12 protein-coding genes are annotated in these 12,624 nt (G+C 70.1%); 10 read left to right on the top strand and 2 right to left on the bottom strand.

From position 1 onward, the window contains the following. The first annotated feature begins 22 nt into the window (after positions 1-22). From WBG99_RS15020 to WBG99_RS14975, 10 genes are all read left to right on the top strand, one after another. Positions 23-1,081 (top strand): LLM class flavin-dependent oxidoreductase, encoded by a 1,059-nt coding sequence (locus tag WBG99_RS15020; RefSeq protein WP_338896796.1) that lies wholly within the window; start codon positions 23-25, stop codon positions 1,079-1,081. Further along, positions 1,078-2,301 (top strand): ATP-grasp domain-containing protein, encoded by a 1,224-nt coding sequence (locus WBG99_RS15015; protein ID WP_338896795.1) that lies wholly within the window; start codon positions 1,078-1,080, stop codon positions 2,299-2,301. Before WBG99_RS15020 ends, WBG99_RS15015 begins: the two co-directional genes overlap by 4 nt. 3 nt (positions 2,302-2,304) lie before the next feature. Then, positions 2,305-3,549, top strand: a complete 1,245-nt coding sequence (locus tag WBG99_RS15010) for an ATP-grasp domain-containing protein (RefSeq protein ID WP_338896794.1) — start codon at positions 2,305-2,307, stop codon at positions 3,547-3,549. Between the two features lie 52 nt (positions 3,550-3,601). Beyond that, positions 3,602-4,849 (top strand): MFS transporter, encoded by a 1,248-nt coding sequence (locus tag WBG99_RS15005; protein WP_338896793.1) that lies wholly within the window; start codon positions 3,602-3,604, stop codon positions 4,847-4,849. A gap of 106 nt (positions 4,850-4,955) precedes the next feature. Further along, a complete protein-coding gene (locus WBG99_RS15000) occupies positions 4,956-5,462 on the top strand; it encodes a flavin reductase family protein (protein ID WP_338896792.1) in 507 nt (168 codons plus the stop codon). Between the two features lie 99 nt (positions 5,463-5,561). Further along, complete coding sequence (hppD, locus tag WBG99_RS14995; protein ID WP_338896791.1) at positions 5,562-6,626, top strand: 4-hydroxyphenylpyruvate dioxygenase; 1,065 nt, start codon at positions 5,562-5,564, stop codon at positions 6,624-6,626. Between the two features lie 52 nt (positions 6,627-6,678). After that, positions 6,679-7,596 carry a phytanoyl-CoA dioxygenase family protein gene (locus WBG99_RS14990; protein WP_338896790.1) on the top strand — a complete coding sequence of 306 codons (918 nt, stop codon included), beginning with the start codon at positions 6,679-6,681 and terminating at the stop codon, positions 7,594-7,596. Further along, positions 7,596-8,504: a prephenate dehydrogenase gene (locus WBG99_RS14985; RefSeq protein ID WP_338896789.1), complete on the top strand. Its 909-nt coding sequence runs from the start codon at positions 7,596-7,598 to the stop codon at positions 8,502-8,504. Before WBG99_RS14990 ends, WBG99_RS14985 begins: the two co-directional genes overlap by 1 nt. A gap of 3 nt (positions 8,505-8,507) precedes the next feature. After that, entirely contained in the window at positions 8,508-9,842 is a 1,335-nt protein-coding gene (locus WBG99_RS14980) for a PLP-dependent aminotransferase family protein (RefSeq protein ID WP_338896788.1), read from the top strand. A gap of 47 nt (positions 9,843-9,889) precedes the next feature. Further along, positions 9,890-10,993 (top strand): alpha-hydroxy acid oxidase, encoded by a 1,104-nt coding sequence (locus WBG99_RS14975; RefSeq protein ID WP_338896787.1) that lies wholly within the window; start codon positions 9,890-9,892, stop codon positions 10,991-10,993. Positions 10,994-11,097: 104 nt separating this feature from the next. Here the strand turns inward: WBG99_RS14975 and WBG99_RS14970 are convergent, their stop codons facing one another. Both WBG99_RS14970 and WBG99_RS14965 read right to left on the bottom strand, forming a co-directional pair. Then, positions 11,098-11,796, bottom strand: coding sequence for an SDR family oxidoreductase (locus WBG99_RS14970; protein ID WP_338896786.1), 699 nt, complete (start codon positions 11,794-11,796; stop codon positions 11,098-11,100). A 22-nt stretch (positions 11,797-11,818) separates the two neighbouring features. After that, positions 11,819-12,568 (bottom strand): type II toxin-antitoxin system VapC family toxin, encoded by a 750-nt coding sequence (locus WBG99_RS14965; protein ID WP_338896785.1) that lies wholly within the window; start codon positions 12,566-12,568, stop codon positions 11,819-11,821. Positions 12,569-12,624 lie beyond the last annotated feature (56 nt).

Genomic DNA, 12,624 nt, shown 5'->3' with positions numbered 1-12,624 from the left:
CGCAACGGAAGAAAGAAGCACGATGGAACCCCTCCGTCTCCACTGGTGCTCGCCGCCCGACACGGGACAGGCGACGCCCACGGACACGTACAAGATCGGCAAGTTGGACATGGGCGAGGTCAGGGACTTCGTCCAGGAAGCCGAAGAGCTCGGCGTCGACAGCCTGCTGTTCGGTATCTCCAACTATCTGCCCGACCCGCTGCCGGTGCTCGGCGCCCTCTCGCAGGTGACGGACCGCGTCAAGTTCATGCTGGCCTACCGCCCGGGCCTGATGTCGCCGACCCTGTTCGCGCAGGTCGTCAACACCCTGTCCTGGATGACCGACGGGCGCATGTCCCTCAACATCGTCTCCGGCATCTCCCCGGCGGAGCAGGCCGGTTACGGCGACTTCCTCAGCCACGACGAGCGCTACGCCCGGTGCAACGAGTTCCTTGAGGTCATCCGCGGCCTCTGGGAGGGCGAGTCGCCCATGAGCTACGACGGCCAGCACTACACCCTCAAGGACGCCTCACTCGGCCTCGGCCACAAGGACGGAGGCCGCCCGGAGATCTACATCAGCGGCGCCTCCGCCGTCGCCCAGCAGACGGCGATCGCCTCCGGCGACTGCTGGCTGCGCTACGGCGACACCCCCGAGGGCATGGCCAAGGCGAGCAAGCCGCTCCTGGACGCCGGCCGCCGCGTGGGCACCCGTATGCACGTGCTGTCCCGCGACACGCGCGAGGAGGCGGTGGCGGAGCTCGCCAACCTCATGCGAAACCCGGACGAGGACCACACGGCGTGGATCCGCCAGTGGGTGAACACCACCGACTCCGAGGCGGTCAAGTCCTCGTACCAGCTGGCGGAAAGCGCCAAGGACGAGTGGCTCTCGCCCTACATCTGGACCGGTGCCGTGGCCTACCGCGGCGGCCCGGCGCTGTGCATCGTCGGCAGCCACGAGGAAGTCGCCCGCTACATCCACAGCTACAAGGCCGCGGGCATCAGCGAGTTCATCTTCTCCGGCTGGCCGACCCGCGACGAGATGCGGAACTTCTTCACCCACGTCGCCCCCCTGATCCGTCGTCTCGAAGAGCAGGGCTCATGAGCGGGCGGGAAGAGCGCGAAGTGCTGCTCGTCGGCGTCGGGATCATGGGCCGCCCGTACGTGGCAGCCGCCCGCCGGCTCGGCCTGCGGGTCCGCGGTATCGAGTCGCAGGACTGGGCCGTCGGCATCGAGGGCCTGGTCGACACCGTCGAGCCGAGCCAGGGCCAGTACGGCTCGCTGGACGAGCTGTGGGCGGAGACCGCCCACGACGCCGCCCTGCGCAGCCGCCCGGCCGGGATCCTCGGGTTCACCGAGTGCCACGTCCTGGGCGCCGCCCTGGCCCAGGAGACCCACGGGCTGCCCGGACCGTCCCTGAGGGCGGCCGTGGTCTCGCGGAACAAGGCACTGCAGCGCGGGCGGTTCCGCGCCCACGGGATCGGCCAGCCCGACTACCTCCTCACCAACGACTTGGCCGGGGCGGCCGAGTGGGCCAAGGCCCGCCTCCCCGTGGTGATCAAGCCGCTGTCGTCGGCCGGCAGCGACGGCGTCGAACTCGTCACCGACGCCGCCGCCTTCGACGCCGCGGCGGCACGACGCGCCTCGGAGCGGCCGCTGCTGGTGGAGACCGCGGTCGAGGGCCCCGAGTACAGCTGGGAGGCCCTGGTCCGCGACGGCGAGGTCTGGTTCGCGAGCCTGACCGCCAAGACCACCACGGGCGCGCCCAACTTCGTCGAACTGGAGCACCGGGCCGCGGTGTCCCTGCCGCCCGCCGAGGCCGAGCAGGTCGCCGAACTGGGTCGGTCCGTCATCGCCGCCATCGGGATGCGCACCGGCATCGTGCACCTGGAATTCCGGATGACGAGCTCTGGCCCCTCGGTGATGGAGGTCGCGGTCCGCACGCCAGGCGACTACATCATGGAGCTGTGCTCCCTGGCGTACGGGATGGACTGGTTCGAGCTGGTGCTGCGGCTCGTCGTCGGTGACGAGCTGCCGCCGCCGCCCGAGGGGCCGGTGAAGTTCACGGCCAGTCTCTTCGTGGTCTCCGACCCCGGCGAGGTGATCGCCGTCGACGGCCTCGACGAGGTCCGCGCGCACCCCGCCGTCGTGGACGCCGCCGCCAAGGTGAAGGCCGGCGACACCGTCCAGCGGACCTCCTCCTCCCTGCAGCGCACCGGGTACGCGGTGCTCGTCGCGGACTCGCGCGAGGAGCTGGAAGAAGCCATCGAGTTCGTCCGGCGAACCCTGTCGATCAAGACGGTTTCCGTGGCGACGGAGGAGTGAGCCATGCACATTGTCGTCGTCAACCGCTGGCCGCGGTTCACGAAAGGGCCGCGCTGGGACTTCTCGATGGGCCGCTTCGAGGAGCTCATCGACCATGAGCGGCACCGCGTCAGCTACGTCGTCGACGCGGTCGGCGCCACCGGGATCCTTGCCGATCCCGAGCGGATCGCGAGCACCGTCCAGATCGAGGACGTCAACGACTTCGAGGCGCTGCGCGACGCGGTCCGCCGGGTCGCGGACGAGGCCGGCCCGGTCGACCGGCTGATCGCCGTCTCCGAGTTCACCCTCGGCATCGCGGCCGAGGTCCGCGTGGCGCTCGGCATCCCCGGGCCCCGCCCGGAGGACGTCGCGGTCTACCGCGACAAGCTGCGGATGAAGGAGCTCGTCGCCGAGGCGGGCGTCCGAGTGCCCCGCTTCGACGCCTGCGGAAGCGCCGAGTCCGCGCTGGAGTTCGCCCGGGCAACCGGGTTCCCGCTGATCCTCAAGCCGGTGTCCGGGGCCGCGAGCATGGGTGTGCACCGGGTCGAGGACGAGGCCGCGCTCACCGCGCTGCTGTCGGAGGTCGACCTCGGCGACTACGAGCTCGAGGAGTTCGTCGAAGGCGCGATCTACCACGTCGACGGGTTCGCGGACGAGGACGCCGGGATCCCGTTCATGGCGGTGTCCCGCTACATCAACGACTGCCTGGCCTTCGAGGCCGGCGGGCAGCCGCTCGGCTCGGTCGTCGTCCAGGACTCCCCGCTGCGCGCCCGTGTGCACGAGTTCGCCCGGCGCTGCGTGTCGGGTCTGGGCATGACCTCCATGCCGTTCCACCTGGAACTCTTCGTCACGCCCGACGGGGACCTGGTGTTCCTGGAGATCGCGGGCCGCATCGGCGGGGCCGAGGTGCCGTACCTCACGGACAAGCTCTTCGGGGTCAACCTCTTCGAGCTCTGGCTGGACGCCCTGTGCGAGGGTCGGGCGACGGTCCCGCCGCAGACGGGCGACCCGTCCGGCGGCTGGCTGATCATCCCGAAGCCCGCCGGACTGCCGGCCGAGGTCGTCTCGGCGACCTCCATGCGGGACCGCTTCGCCACGATCTGGCGGGAGTTGGTGCCGGCCCCGGGCGAGGTGATGGAGCCCGGCGGCAGCTATGACGCGGTGCACAGCGGGCGGTTCATCTTCACCGGCGACGAGCCGGCCGTCGAGGAGGACATCCGGAAGATCATCGCCGATTTCCACATCGAAACCGTTCCGGTGTCGCAGTGAGGAGTCTCGGGCCGGGCCGCTCCCGGCCGAGCACAAGGGAGCGATCGATCTTATGACCACGCGATCCGTGCTGCACCGACGGCTCTTCGCCTGCGGTGTCCTTCTCGGGGTCGTTGCCGAGCAGATGGTGATGTTCGCCATCCCGCTGCTCATCTTCCAGGACACCAAGGATGTGTCGGCCCTCGGCCTCGCCTACGCGATCGAGTGGCTCCCGGCCCTCCTCGCGTACCCCTTCGCCGGTCTCCTCGCCGACCGTGACGGCGGGCCGCGGCTGTTCTCCGTCGTCACGGCCGGCCGGGCCGTCGTCCTCGGCGGCGCCCTCGTCGGCTGTCTGGCCGCGCCCTCACTGCTGACGCCCATCCTGATGACAGCCGCGCCACTGCTCTCGCTGCTGATGGCGCCGGTGCGCATGTCCGTGGAGAAGGTCGTGCCCCAGCTGGCCAAGGGCACCGAACTGGCCAAGATCCAGGGCGTGGTGCAGAGCATGGAGGTCTCGGCGATGGCCGTCGGTCCCGCCCTGGCGATGCTGGGCGTGGCGTTCATCGACAAGGTCTGGCTGCTCGGCGCCGCCGCGGCGGTCTTCGCCGTCGCCGCCGCCTGCTGGCTGCCCCTGCCGCGCGGGCTGCGCATCCCCAGCAGCGGCGGCGGAGCCGCGGAGATCGTCGCCGAACTCCGGCTGGGCTGGTCCCTGCTGGTCCGCAGCAGGCCGCTGGTCCTGCTGGCCTCGCTCAACTTCTCGATCAACCTGGTCTTCGCCGTGGTGCTCGCCGCCAACGTCGCACTGGTCACGGGTGTGTTCCGCGCCCCGGAGTCGGCGTTCGCCCTGCTGAACATCTGTATCGGCGTGCTGGGGATCGTCAACCTCCTGGTCATCCCGTTCCTGCTCCGGTACGTCAACGTGCGGATGCTCGGGATCTTCGGCCTCGCCCTGCTCTGCTCCTGTCTGCTGCTCATCGGCTTCGCCTCCTCCATGCTGCTGTACGCCCCGGCGTTCGTGGCGGCCATGGTCGGAGTGACGTACTTCAACGTCTTCAACCGGACGCAGCGCATCAAGGTCCTTCCCCAAGAACACCTCGGAAAGGTGATGGGGCCGTTCTACCTGCTCAATATGTTGGCCATGCCCATCGCGGGACTTCTGGTGGCCGCCTCCGGATCCAATCTGGGACCGCAACAACTCGTCCTGATACTGGCCGTGGCGCTCACCGCGTTCAGTGCGTTCATGCTGCCGCTGACGATCCGGGCTTTCGGCCGCGCGATCGCCGCACGTGAGGCGACTCTCGCGGGCGCGACCGCGGAATAACCGCCGCCGCGAAGAGGCGGCGACGGTTACAAAAACACCATCACTGGCCGTTGGTTTCTTCGGCCTGCCCGAAAAAGATTCACGAGCTGTTCCGCGGAGGAACTTGATGGACGTCGGTTCTGTACGCTTCAGCGAACTCTTTGGCTCGTTCCCGACCCCGATCGCCATCGTGACGGCAACGGACGGAAAGGGTGAGCCGTACGGTTTCACCAGCAACGCCGTCTGCGCGGTGTCGGCGACGACGTCGACGCTGCTGGTCTCCGTCGGCAAGGAGTCCCGCACACTGCCGGCGATCATTTCGTCGCAGGCGTTCGCGGTGAACTTCCTCTCCTCGTCCGGGCGCGACGCCTCTCAGGTGTTCGCGAGCAAGGCCACGGATAAGTTCGCACATGTCGAATGGCGCCCCTCGGATATTGCCGAAGGCGCGCCGCTGCTTATCGAAGTCTCGCTCGGCTTTGCGGAATGCAGGGTTGAAAATGCGATCGAGGCGAGCGATCATTGGCTTGTCATAGGCCGGGTGGAAGGCGCCGCAGTCTTCCCGCGTGAGCCACTTCTCTACCGTCGGGGCGACTACGGTGTCTGGTCGCCGCTGAACGAGTTCTCCACTCTCTAGAGCGATGTTCGGGGCCGAATCTCTCGATTCGCCCGCTCGCCACTCCCTGAAAACATCTCGACTTTCTCCTGCTCGAACATGAAAACAGAAGGGTTTTGCATGGATATCGGGGCCGTAGACCACGTCGAGTTCTACGTCGGAGATGCCCAGCAGTCCGCGTTCTACCTCTGCACCGCTTTCGGCTTCCGTATTTGCGGCCAGGCCGGTCCCGAGACCGGGCAGACCGACTACCGCTCGCTGCTGCTGCGCCAGGGCGGCATCGAGGTCGTCCTCACCTCCGCCCTCAACCCCACCCACCCGGCCGCGTCCTACGTGATGCAGCACGGTGACGGTGTCGCCAACATCGCCTTCGAGGTCAGCGACGCCGCCAAGGCCTTCGAGGTGGCCGTCGAGCGGGGCGCCACCGCCGTCGAGCAGCCCACCGTCCACAGCAAGGACGGCACCGAGGTGGTCACCGCCACGGTCCTGGGCTTCGGCGACGTCGCCCACCGGTTCGTCCAGCGCACCGGCGACCGCGAGCACTTCCTGCCCGGCGTGATGGACATCATCGCCGCCGATCCCGAGGCGGGCGAGGAGCTGCTCAGCACCGTGGACCACGCGGCGATCTGCCTGCCCGCCGGCCGGCTGCGCCCCACGGTCGCGTTCTACGAGAAGGTCTTCGGCTTCTCGCAGATCTTCGAGGAGTTCATCGAGGTCGGCACCCAGGCCATGGACTCCAAGGTCGTCCAGAGCCCGTCCGGCAAGGTGACCTTCACTCTGATCGAGCCGGTCACCGACCGTGAGCCCGGCCAGATCGACACCTTCCTGGCCCGCCACGGCGGCGCCGGTGTGCAGCACCTGGCACTGCTCTGCGACGACATCGTGGGCACCGTGCAGACCCTGGAGAAGCGGGGCGTCAGCTTCCTGCAGACACCGGGCTCGTACTACGAACAGCTCCAGGAGCGCTTCGAGCGCCCGAACCTCCAGGTCGAGGACCTGCGCCGGACCAACGTCCTGATCGACGAGGACCACTGGGGCCAGGTGTTCCAGATCTTCACCCAGTCCCAGCACGTACGGAAGACGTACTTCTGGGAGGTCATCGACCGGCACGGCGCCCGCACCTTCGGCAGCGGCAACATCAAGGCGCTCTACGAGGCGGTCGCCCGCGAGAAGGCCGTCTCCTGACCCGGCTCCGCGCGCCGTCCCTGCACCGATCCACGCACCTGTAAGGAAGACCATGACCATCCAGGACGCCCAGAGCTTCACCCTCACCGACGAGGAGCGCGCGCTGCTCCCGACCGACGAGGACGTCGTCTTCTACGCCGAGCACGGCTGGTACCTGTCGAAGAAGCTGTTCACCGACGACGAGGTCGAGCAGCTGGAGGCCGCCAGCGAGCGCTTCTACGCCGGCCACCGCGACCGCACCCTGCCGGTACGCCCGCCCAAGCTGGCCTACTGGGAGCCGGAGAAGGGCGACGTCCAGCGGCACAACGACTACATCCACTACGAGGACGACACCATAGGCCGCATCCTGCGCAAGCCGCTGCTGGGCGCCGTCGCCGCGCGCCTGGCCGAGGCCGAGCAGATCCGGGTGTTCCAGTCGACGCTCATCTACAAGCCCCCGGTGGCGCAGGAGCAGTCGAACATCGTGCCCTGGCACTTCGACCGCCACTACTGGTCCACCTCCACCTCCGAGCGGATGCTGACCGCGTTCATCCCCTTCCACGACTGCGGTGAGGAGATGGGCACCATCACGATGGTCGACGGCAGCCACCTGTGGAAGGAGACGGCCGACAACGACGCCACCTCCCTGCACTTCGCCGAGCGCGACTCCTCCGAGCTGGATCAAATGCTGGAGGACAACGCGGCCTTCAACGGGGTCGAGGTCAACAAGATCCCGGTCTTCATCCCCAAGGGCCACGTCAACTTCCACCACTGCCGCACCTACCACGGCAGCGGTGCCAACGTCAGCGACCGCCCGCGCCGCGCCATCTCCTTCCACCTGCAGGACGGCGAGAACCGCTACCGCGACTTCTTCCGCTCGGACGGCACCCAGGTCAACTACAACCACGACGTGCTCGTGCGGCGCACCGCCGAGGGCACCCCCGACTACAGCGACCCCGAGTATCTCCCGCTCCTGTGGAGCCACCACTGATGCGAAGTGCCGCAGTGGTCGGAACCGGCCTGATCGGTACCTCGATCGCCCTGGCCCTTCGGGGCCGGGGCGTGACCACCTACCTGATCGACGCGAACCCGGAAGCGGCGCGCACCGCCGCGGACCTCGGCGCCGGAATCGCAGGAACACCTCGTAGCCCGGTCGACCTGGCCGTCATCGCGGTACCACCGCGGCACGTCGCGGCGGCGCTGAAGGAACACCAACTGCGGCGACTCGCCCACGACTTCACGGACGCCGCGAGCATCAAGGAACTGCCCCAGCGGGAAGCGGACCAGGCCGGCTGCGACCTGACCCGCTTCGTCGGCGGGCACCCCATGGGCGGCCGGGAGCAGTCCGGCCCGCTCGCCGCCCGGGACGACCTGTTCCACGGTCGGCCCTGGGTGCTCACCCCCTCCGCGCACACCCGGGCGCAGACCGTCGAACGCGCCAGGCGCCTGGCCGAGTTGTGTCGCGCCCGGCCGGTCGTGATGGCCCATGCCGAGCACGACCGCGCGGTGGCGCTCACCTCGCACGCCCCGCACCTGGTGTCGAGCCTGCTCGCGGGGCAGTTACTGCACGGCGACCCGTCCCAGCTGGGGCTCGCCGGACAGGGACTGCAGGACATCACCCGCCTCGCCGCGGGCAGCGCCGACCTGTGGACCGACATCCTCGGCTCCAACGCCGTGGCCGTCGCCGACGTCCTCGCCGGTTTCGCCCAGGACCTGTACCAGGTGGTCGACGCCCTGCGGGGCCTGGGCACCGCCCACGAGCCGGAGCAGCAGCGTGTCCACACGGACCGGCTCACCACGGCCCTGGTCCGCGGCGTACAGGGCCGGGCCCGGATCCCCGCACCCACCGCGGCCCCCACCCTGAGCACGGCCTACGCGGCCGCGCCGAGAGGAGTCTGAGCGGTGACACAAGCCGCCCTGCCGTCCCCGCACGCCCTGGCGCTCGACGAGCTGCACGGGTCGCTCAGCGACCCGGTCCTCGACGCCATGAACTTCCTCAACGAGGTCGTCGGCCGGTTCCCGCAGGCCATCTCCTTCGCGCCCGGTCGGCCCACCGAGGGCGACTTCGAGCCCGAGGACCTCGCGCGCCACCTGCACACGTACACCAGCCACCTGGAAGAGACCCTGGGCTGGTCGCGCGACCAGGTGCGCACCCAGCTGTTCCAGTACGGCCGCACCAACGGGATCATCCACGAGCTGATCGCCCGGACGGTCGCCAACGACGAGGGGATCGAGGTTTCCCCGGAAGCCGTCGTGGTGACGACCGGCTGCCAGGAGGCCATGCTCCTCATCCTGCGGGCGCTCTTCGCCGCTCCCGAGGACACGCTGCTGGTCAGCTCGCCGTGCTACGTGGGCATCACCGGCGTGGCCCGGCTCCTGGGCATCCGGTTGCGGCCCGTGCCCGAGGGCCCCGCCGGTCCTGGCCCGGAGGCCGTGTCGGCGGCCGTGCGGGCCGCCAGGGAAGCCGGCGAACGTGTCCGGGCCTTCTACGTCGTCCCGGACTTCGGCAACCCGTCCGGCACCAGCATGAGCCTCCCGGACCGCGAGCGCTTGCTGCGGGTGGCCGAGGAGGAGGACCTGCTCGTCCTGGAGGACGACCCCTACGGCTTCTTCGTACGGACCGGCTCCGCCCGCCCCACGCTCAAGGCCCTCGACACGGGCCGCCGCGTGGTGCACCTGGGCTCCTTCGCCAAGACGGCGCTGCCCGGGGCCCGGGTGGGCTACGTCATCGCCGACCAGGAGGTCATCGGCCCGGGCGGCCGGCGCTCGCTGCTCGCCGACGAGCTGTCCAAGATCAAGAGCATGACGACCGTCAACACCTCGGCCGTCAGCCAGGCCGTCATCGGCGGACTGCTCATCGAGAGCGACTGCCGGCTGCGCGAGGCGAACGCCGGAGCCATCGCGTACTACCGCACGAACATGGACACGCTCCTCGACGAGCTGGAGCGGCACTTCCCCGCGGAGCGCCGGGCCGAGCTCGGCATCTCCTGGAACCGTCCGGACGGCGGCTTCTTCGCCGTCGTCACGGTGCCCTTCGCCGCCGACCACAAGGCCCTGGAGCTGTCCGCGCGCGCCTACGGCGTGCTGTGGACGCCGATGAGCGACTTCCACCTGGACGGCGGCGGCACCCACCAACTGCGCCTGTCGTGCAGCGCGCAGAGCCCGGAGGCCATCACCGAGGGCATGGCCAGGCTGGCCGCCTTCATCACCGCGCAGAGCACCGGCACCGCCGCCTGACGGCCGGTGTCCCGAACCCCTTGTCGAGTACGGCGAACGGAGAAAATGTGGTGCTGGCGCTGCGCGCGTACGAGGCAGCGGCCAAGGAGCGGCTGCCGCGACCGGTGTGGGACTTCTTCGCGGGTGGCAGCGGCACCGAGTCGATGCTGGCGGCGGGACGGGAGGCCCTGGACCGGATCCGGCTGCGGCCTCGCTGTCTCGTCGACGTCTCCCACTGCGACCCCCGCACCGAGCTGCTCGGGGCGGACCTCGCCGCCCCCCTGGGCATCGCCCCCATGGCGTACCACCAACTCGCCCACCCGGAGGGTGAGGTGGCGACGGCGCGGGCGGCGGGTGAGGCCGGCGCCCTGTTCACGGTCAGCATGTTCGCGAGCCGGACGCTGGAGGACATCGCCGCCGCGGCCACCGGCCCGCTGTGGCTGCAGCTGTATTGGCTCAAGCGCCGCGACCTCCTGGTGGACCTGATCCGCCGGGCCGGGGCCGCCGGTTTCCGCGCGCTGGTCCTCACCATCGACGCGCCCAGGGTGGCGTTCCGTCCCCGGGACGCCGCCAACGGGTTCGCGGTGCCCCCGGGCATCCGGGCGGTCAATGTGGCGCACGACGTGATGGCCGCCTCGCACGGCGGCCGGGACGGGGAGTCGGCCATCGCCCGGCACTCCAAGGAGCAGTTCGACGCCTCGATCACCTGGGAGGACCTCGCCTGGCTGCGCGAGGTGACCTCCCTGCCCGTGGTGCTGAAGGGCGTGCTCACCGGTGAGGACGCCGAACTGGCCGTCAAGCACGGCGTCTCTGGGCTGGTCGTCTCCAACCACGGCGGGCGCCAGCTGGACTTCTCCCGCAGCGCCCCCGATGCCCTCGCCGAGATCGTGGACGCCGTCGCCGGGCGGTGCGCGGTCGTCCTCGACGGCGGGGTCCGGCACGGCGCCGACATCGCCAAGGCCCTGTGCCTGGGCGCGGACGCGGTGATGGTCGGACGCCCGGCCCTGTGGGGGCTCGCCCACTCCGGCGCGGAGGGCGTCGCGGACGTCCTGCGGCTGCTCATGGGCGAGTTTGAGGAGGTCATGGCCTTGATGGGGGCGCCAACCGTGGCCGGCTTCGAGCGGTCCGGGGTGGTCCTTCCCGGGTGTGGGTGTGCCCACCTCTCCGCCTGACGCCGCGCGTCCACCCGGACGCCCGAAGGCGCCCTCGGCCCGCACCGCGTGGTACGCGGCGGGGGCCGAGGGCGCCTTTTCGTATGGTTGTCGGGAGCGCGGCGTCAGCCGAGCTGCCCGGCCGGCCGCATGGTGATGTGGTTGATGTCCACGCCCGCGGGCTGGTTGACGGCGAAGACGATCGTGTCCGCGATCTGCTCGGCGGTCATCGACGGCGTCGCCTCGGGGGTGCCGCCGCGCTGGTCCCAGAACGGGGTGTCCACCACCCCGGGGGCGACGACGGTCACGCCGACCCCGTCCTTGCCGACCAGCAGCCGGGTGTTCTCGGCCAGCGCGTGCGCGGCCCACTTGGTGACCGAGTACAGGTTGCCGGGCGTGTTGCGAACCCCGGCGACCGAACCGATGATCACGATCCGGCCCTTGGACTCCCTGAGGTGCGGCAGGGCCTCCCGCACGAGCAGGGCCGGGCCCAGGACGTTGGTGAGGACCATGGCGCGCATGTCCTCGGGGGCGTGGCTCTCCAGGTTGCCGGGCAGCGAGAAACCGGCGTTGGCGATGACGTTGTCCAGCCGGCCCCACGCGTCCACCACGTGGCGCACGGCGGAGGCGACGTCGTGCTCGTCGCTGGTGTCGCCGGTGATCGTCAGCAGCCGTCCGTCCGCTCCGGCCGAAGCGGCGAAGGAGGCCAGCTTGTCCGCGTCACGTCCGGTGACGGCCACGCGCTGGCCCTGCTTGAGCAGGGCGCGGGCGGTGGCGGCGCCGATTCCGGTCGAGCCACCGGTGATCAGCGTGACGGGTTCCATGCCGGCCTCCTCAGTGATGTGGTCATCGGGGGTCCGCCAGGGTCGCGGGCGTCGATGAGCGCGAGGTTGCGCGTAAGGTCGACCACTCCGGGCCGCCGCCGGTTCTCCGAAACGCCTGCACTATACCCAGAGATCTTCCTGCCGAGCCGGTGCACCATCGCTGACCGGCCACGATGCCGTACGAAGTGGCCGGAACCGGCGCCGCCGACCGCCGTGTCGGGCCCAAAGACTCTGAAACCGCCCTGGTGCTGGGGTCAGGTGCTGGAGCCTCGAAGGTCTCGATCGTGCAGCGTGCTGCTCCACTGCGCTCGATCCTCGCGTCGCTGGTGATCAGCGGAACGCCGAAGCTCTCGGCGAGGGCCACGTAATGCGCGTCGTAGACGGAGAGGTTGTTCGACAGTTCGCGTACGCGCTGCCATAGGACCAGCGTGGGGTGCGGGTCGAGAGCGAGGGTCTGGTAGTCGGTGATCGCCTTCAGGGCCTCCTTTCCGCGATCTTCGGCTTGCCCCCTCGCCGGCCGCGGGCCAGCCCGAAGGCGGCCGAGGTGATCTCGTAGTCCAGCAGCCCGCGCTCCCCAGAGCCCGGACGCCCACGAGATGGTGGCCCGGGGCTGTTGGCCCGGGGCGTCCGCGCAGGACCCCCGGACGGTACGGGGACGGCGGCGTGGGTGGGGACGGGGCGGGTGGGCCCCTGCGGCCAAGAGCCTTTCGGCGGTCGGCTGAGTGTCACCGTACGGCCGGCTGACCCGGTGGAACGGCCGGTCGGCCGCCATGGGAGTGTCCGGGCACTCCCGCCGTACGCGCGACACACCACGGTCCCGGGACCCGC

Source organism: Streptomyces sp. TG1A-60 (genome assembly GCF_037201975.1).
In the GTDB taxonomy this organism is placed as follows: Bacteria; Actinomycetota; Actinomycetes; order Streptomycetales; family Streptomycetaceae; genus Streptomyces.
The sequence above is the reverse complement of the archived record's forward strand: the minus strand, read 5'-3'. Positions and strand labels throughout refer to the sequence as shown.

What these genes read in the sequence shown, in the direction of transcription:
- WBG99_RS14990 (WP_338896790.1), top strand. Translation starts at nt 6,679, where the DNA reads ATGACCATCCAGGACGCCCAGAGCTTCACCCTCACCGACGAGGAGCGC.
- WBG99_RS14965 (WP_338896785.1), bottom strand. Translation starts at nt 12,568, where the DNA reads ATGGCGGCCGACCGGCCGTTCCACCGGGTCAGCCGGCCGTACGGTGAC.
- WBG99_RS14985 (WP_338896789.1), top strand. Translation starts at nt 7,596, where the DNA reads ATGCGAAGTGCCGCAGTGGTCGGAACCGGCCTGATCGGTACCTCGATC.
- WBG99_RS15015 (WP_338896795.1), top strand. Translation starts at nt 1,078, where the DNA reads ATGAGCGGGCGGGAAGAGCGCGAAGTGCTGCTCGTCGGCGTCGGGATC.
- WBG99_RS15005 (WP_338896793.1), top strand. Translation starts at nt 3,602, where the DNA reads ATGACCACGCGATCCGTGCTGCACCGACGGCTCTTCGCCTGCGGTGTC.
- WBG99_RS15010 (WP_338896794.1), top strand. Translation starts at nt 2,305, where the DNA reads ATGCACATTGTCGTCGTCAACCGCTGGCCGCGGTTCACGAAAGGGCCG.
- hppD (WP_338896791.1), top strand. Translation starts at nt 5,562, where the DNA reads ATGGATATCGGGGCCGTAGACCACGTCGAGTTCTACGTCGGAGATGCC.
- WBG99_RS15000 (WP_338896792.1), top strand. Translation starts at nt 4,956, where the DNA reads ATGGACGTCGGTTCTGTACGCTTCAGCGAACTCTTTGGCTCGTTCCCG.
- WBG99_RS14970 (WP_338896786.1), bottom strand. Translation starts at nt 11,796, where the DNA reads ATGGAACCCGTCACGCTGATCACCGGTGGCTCGACCGGAATCGGCGCC.
- WBG99_RS15020 (WP_338896796.1), top strand. Translation starts at nt 23, where the DNA reads ATGGAACCCCTCCGTCTCCACTGGTGCTCGCCGCCCGACACGGGACAG.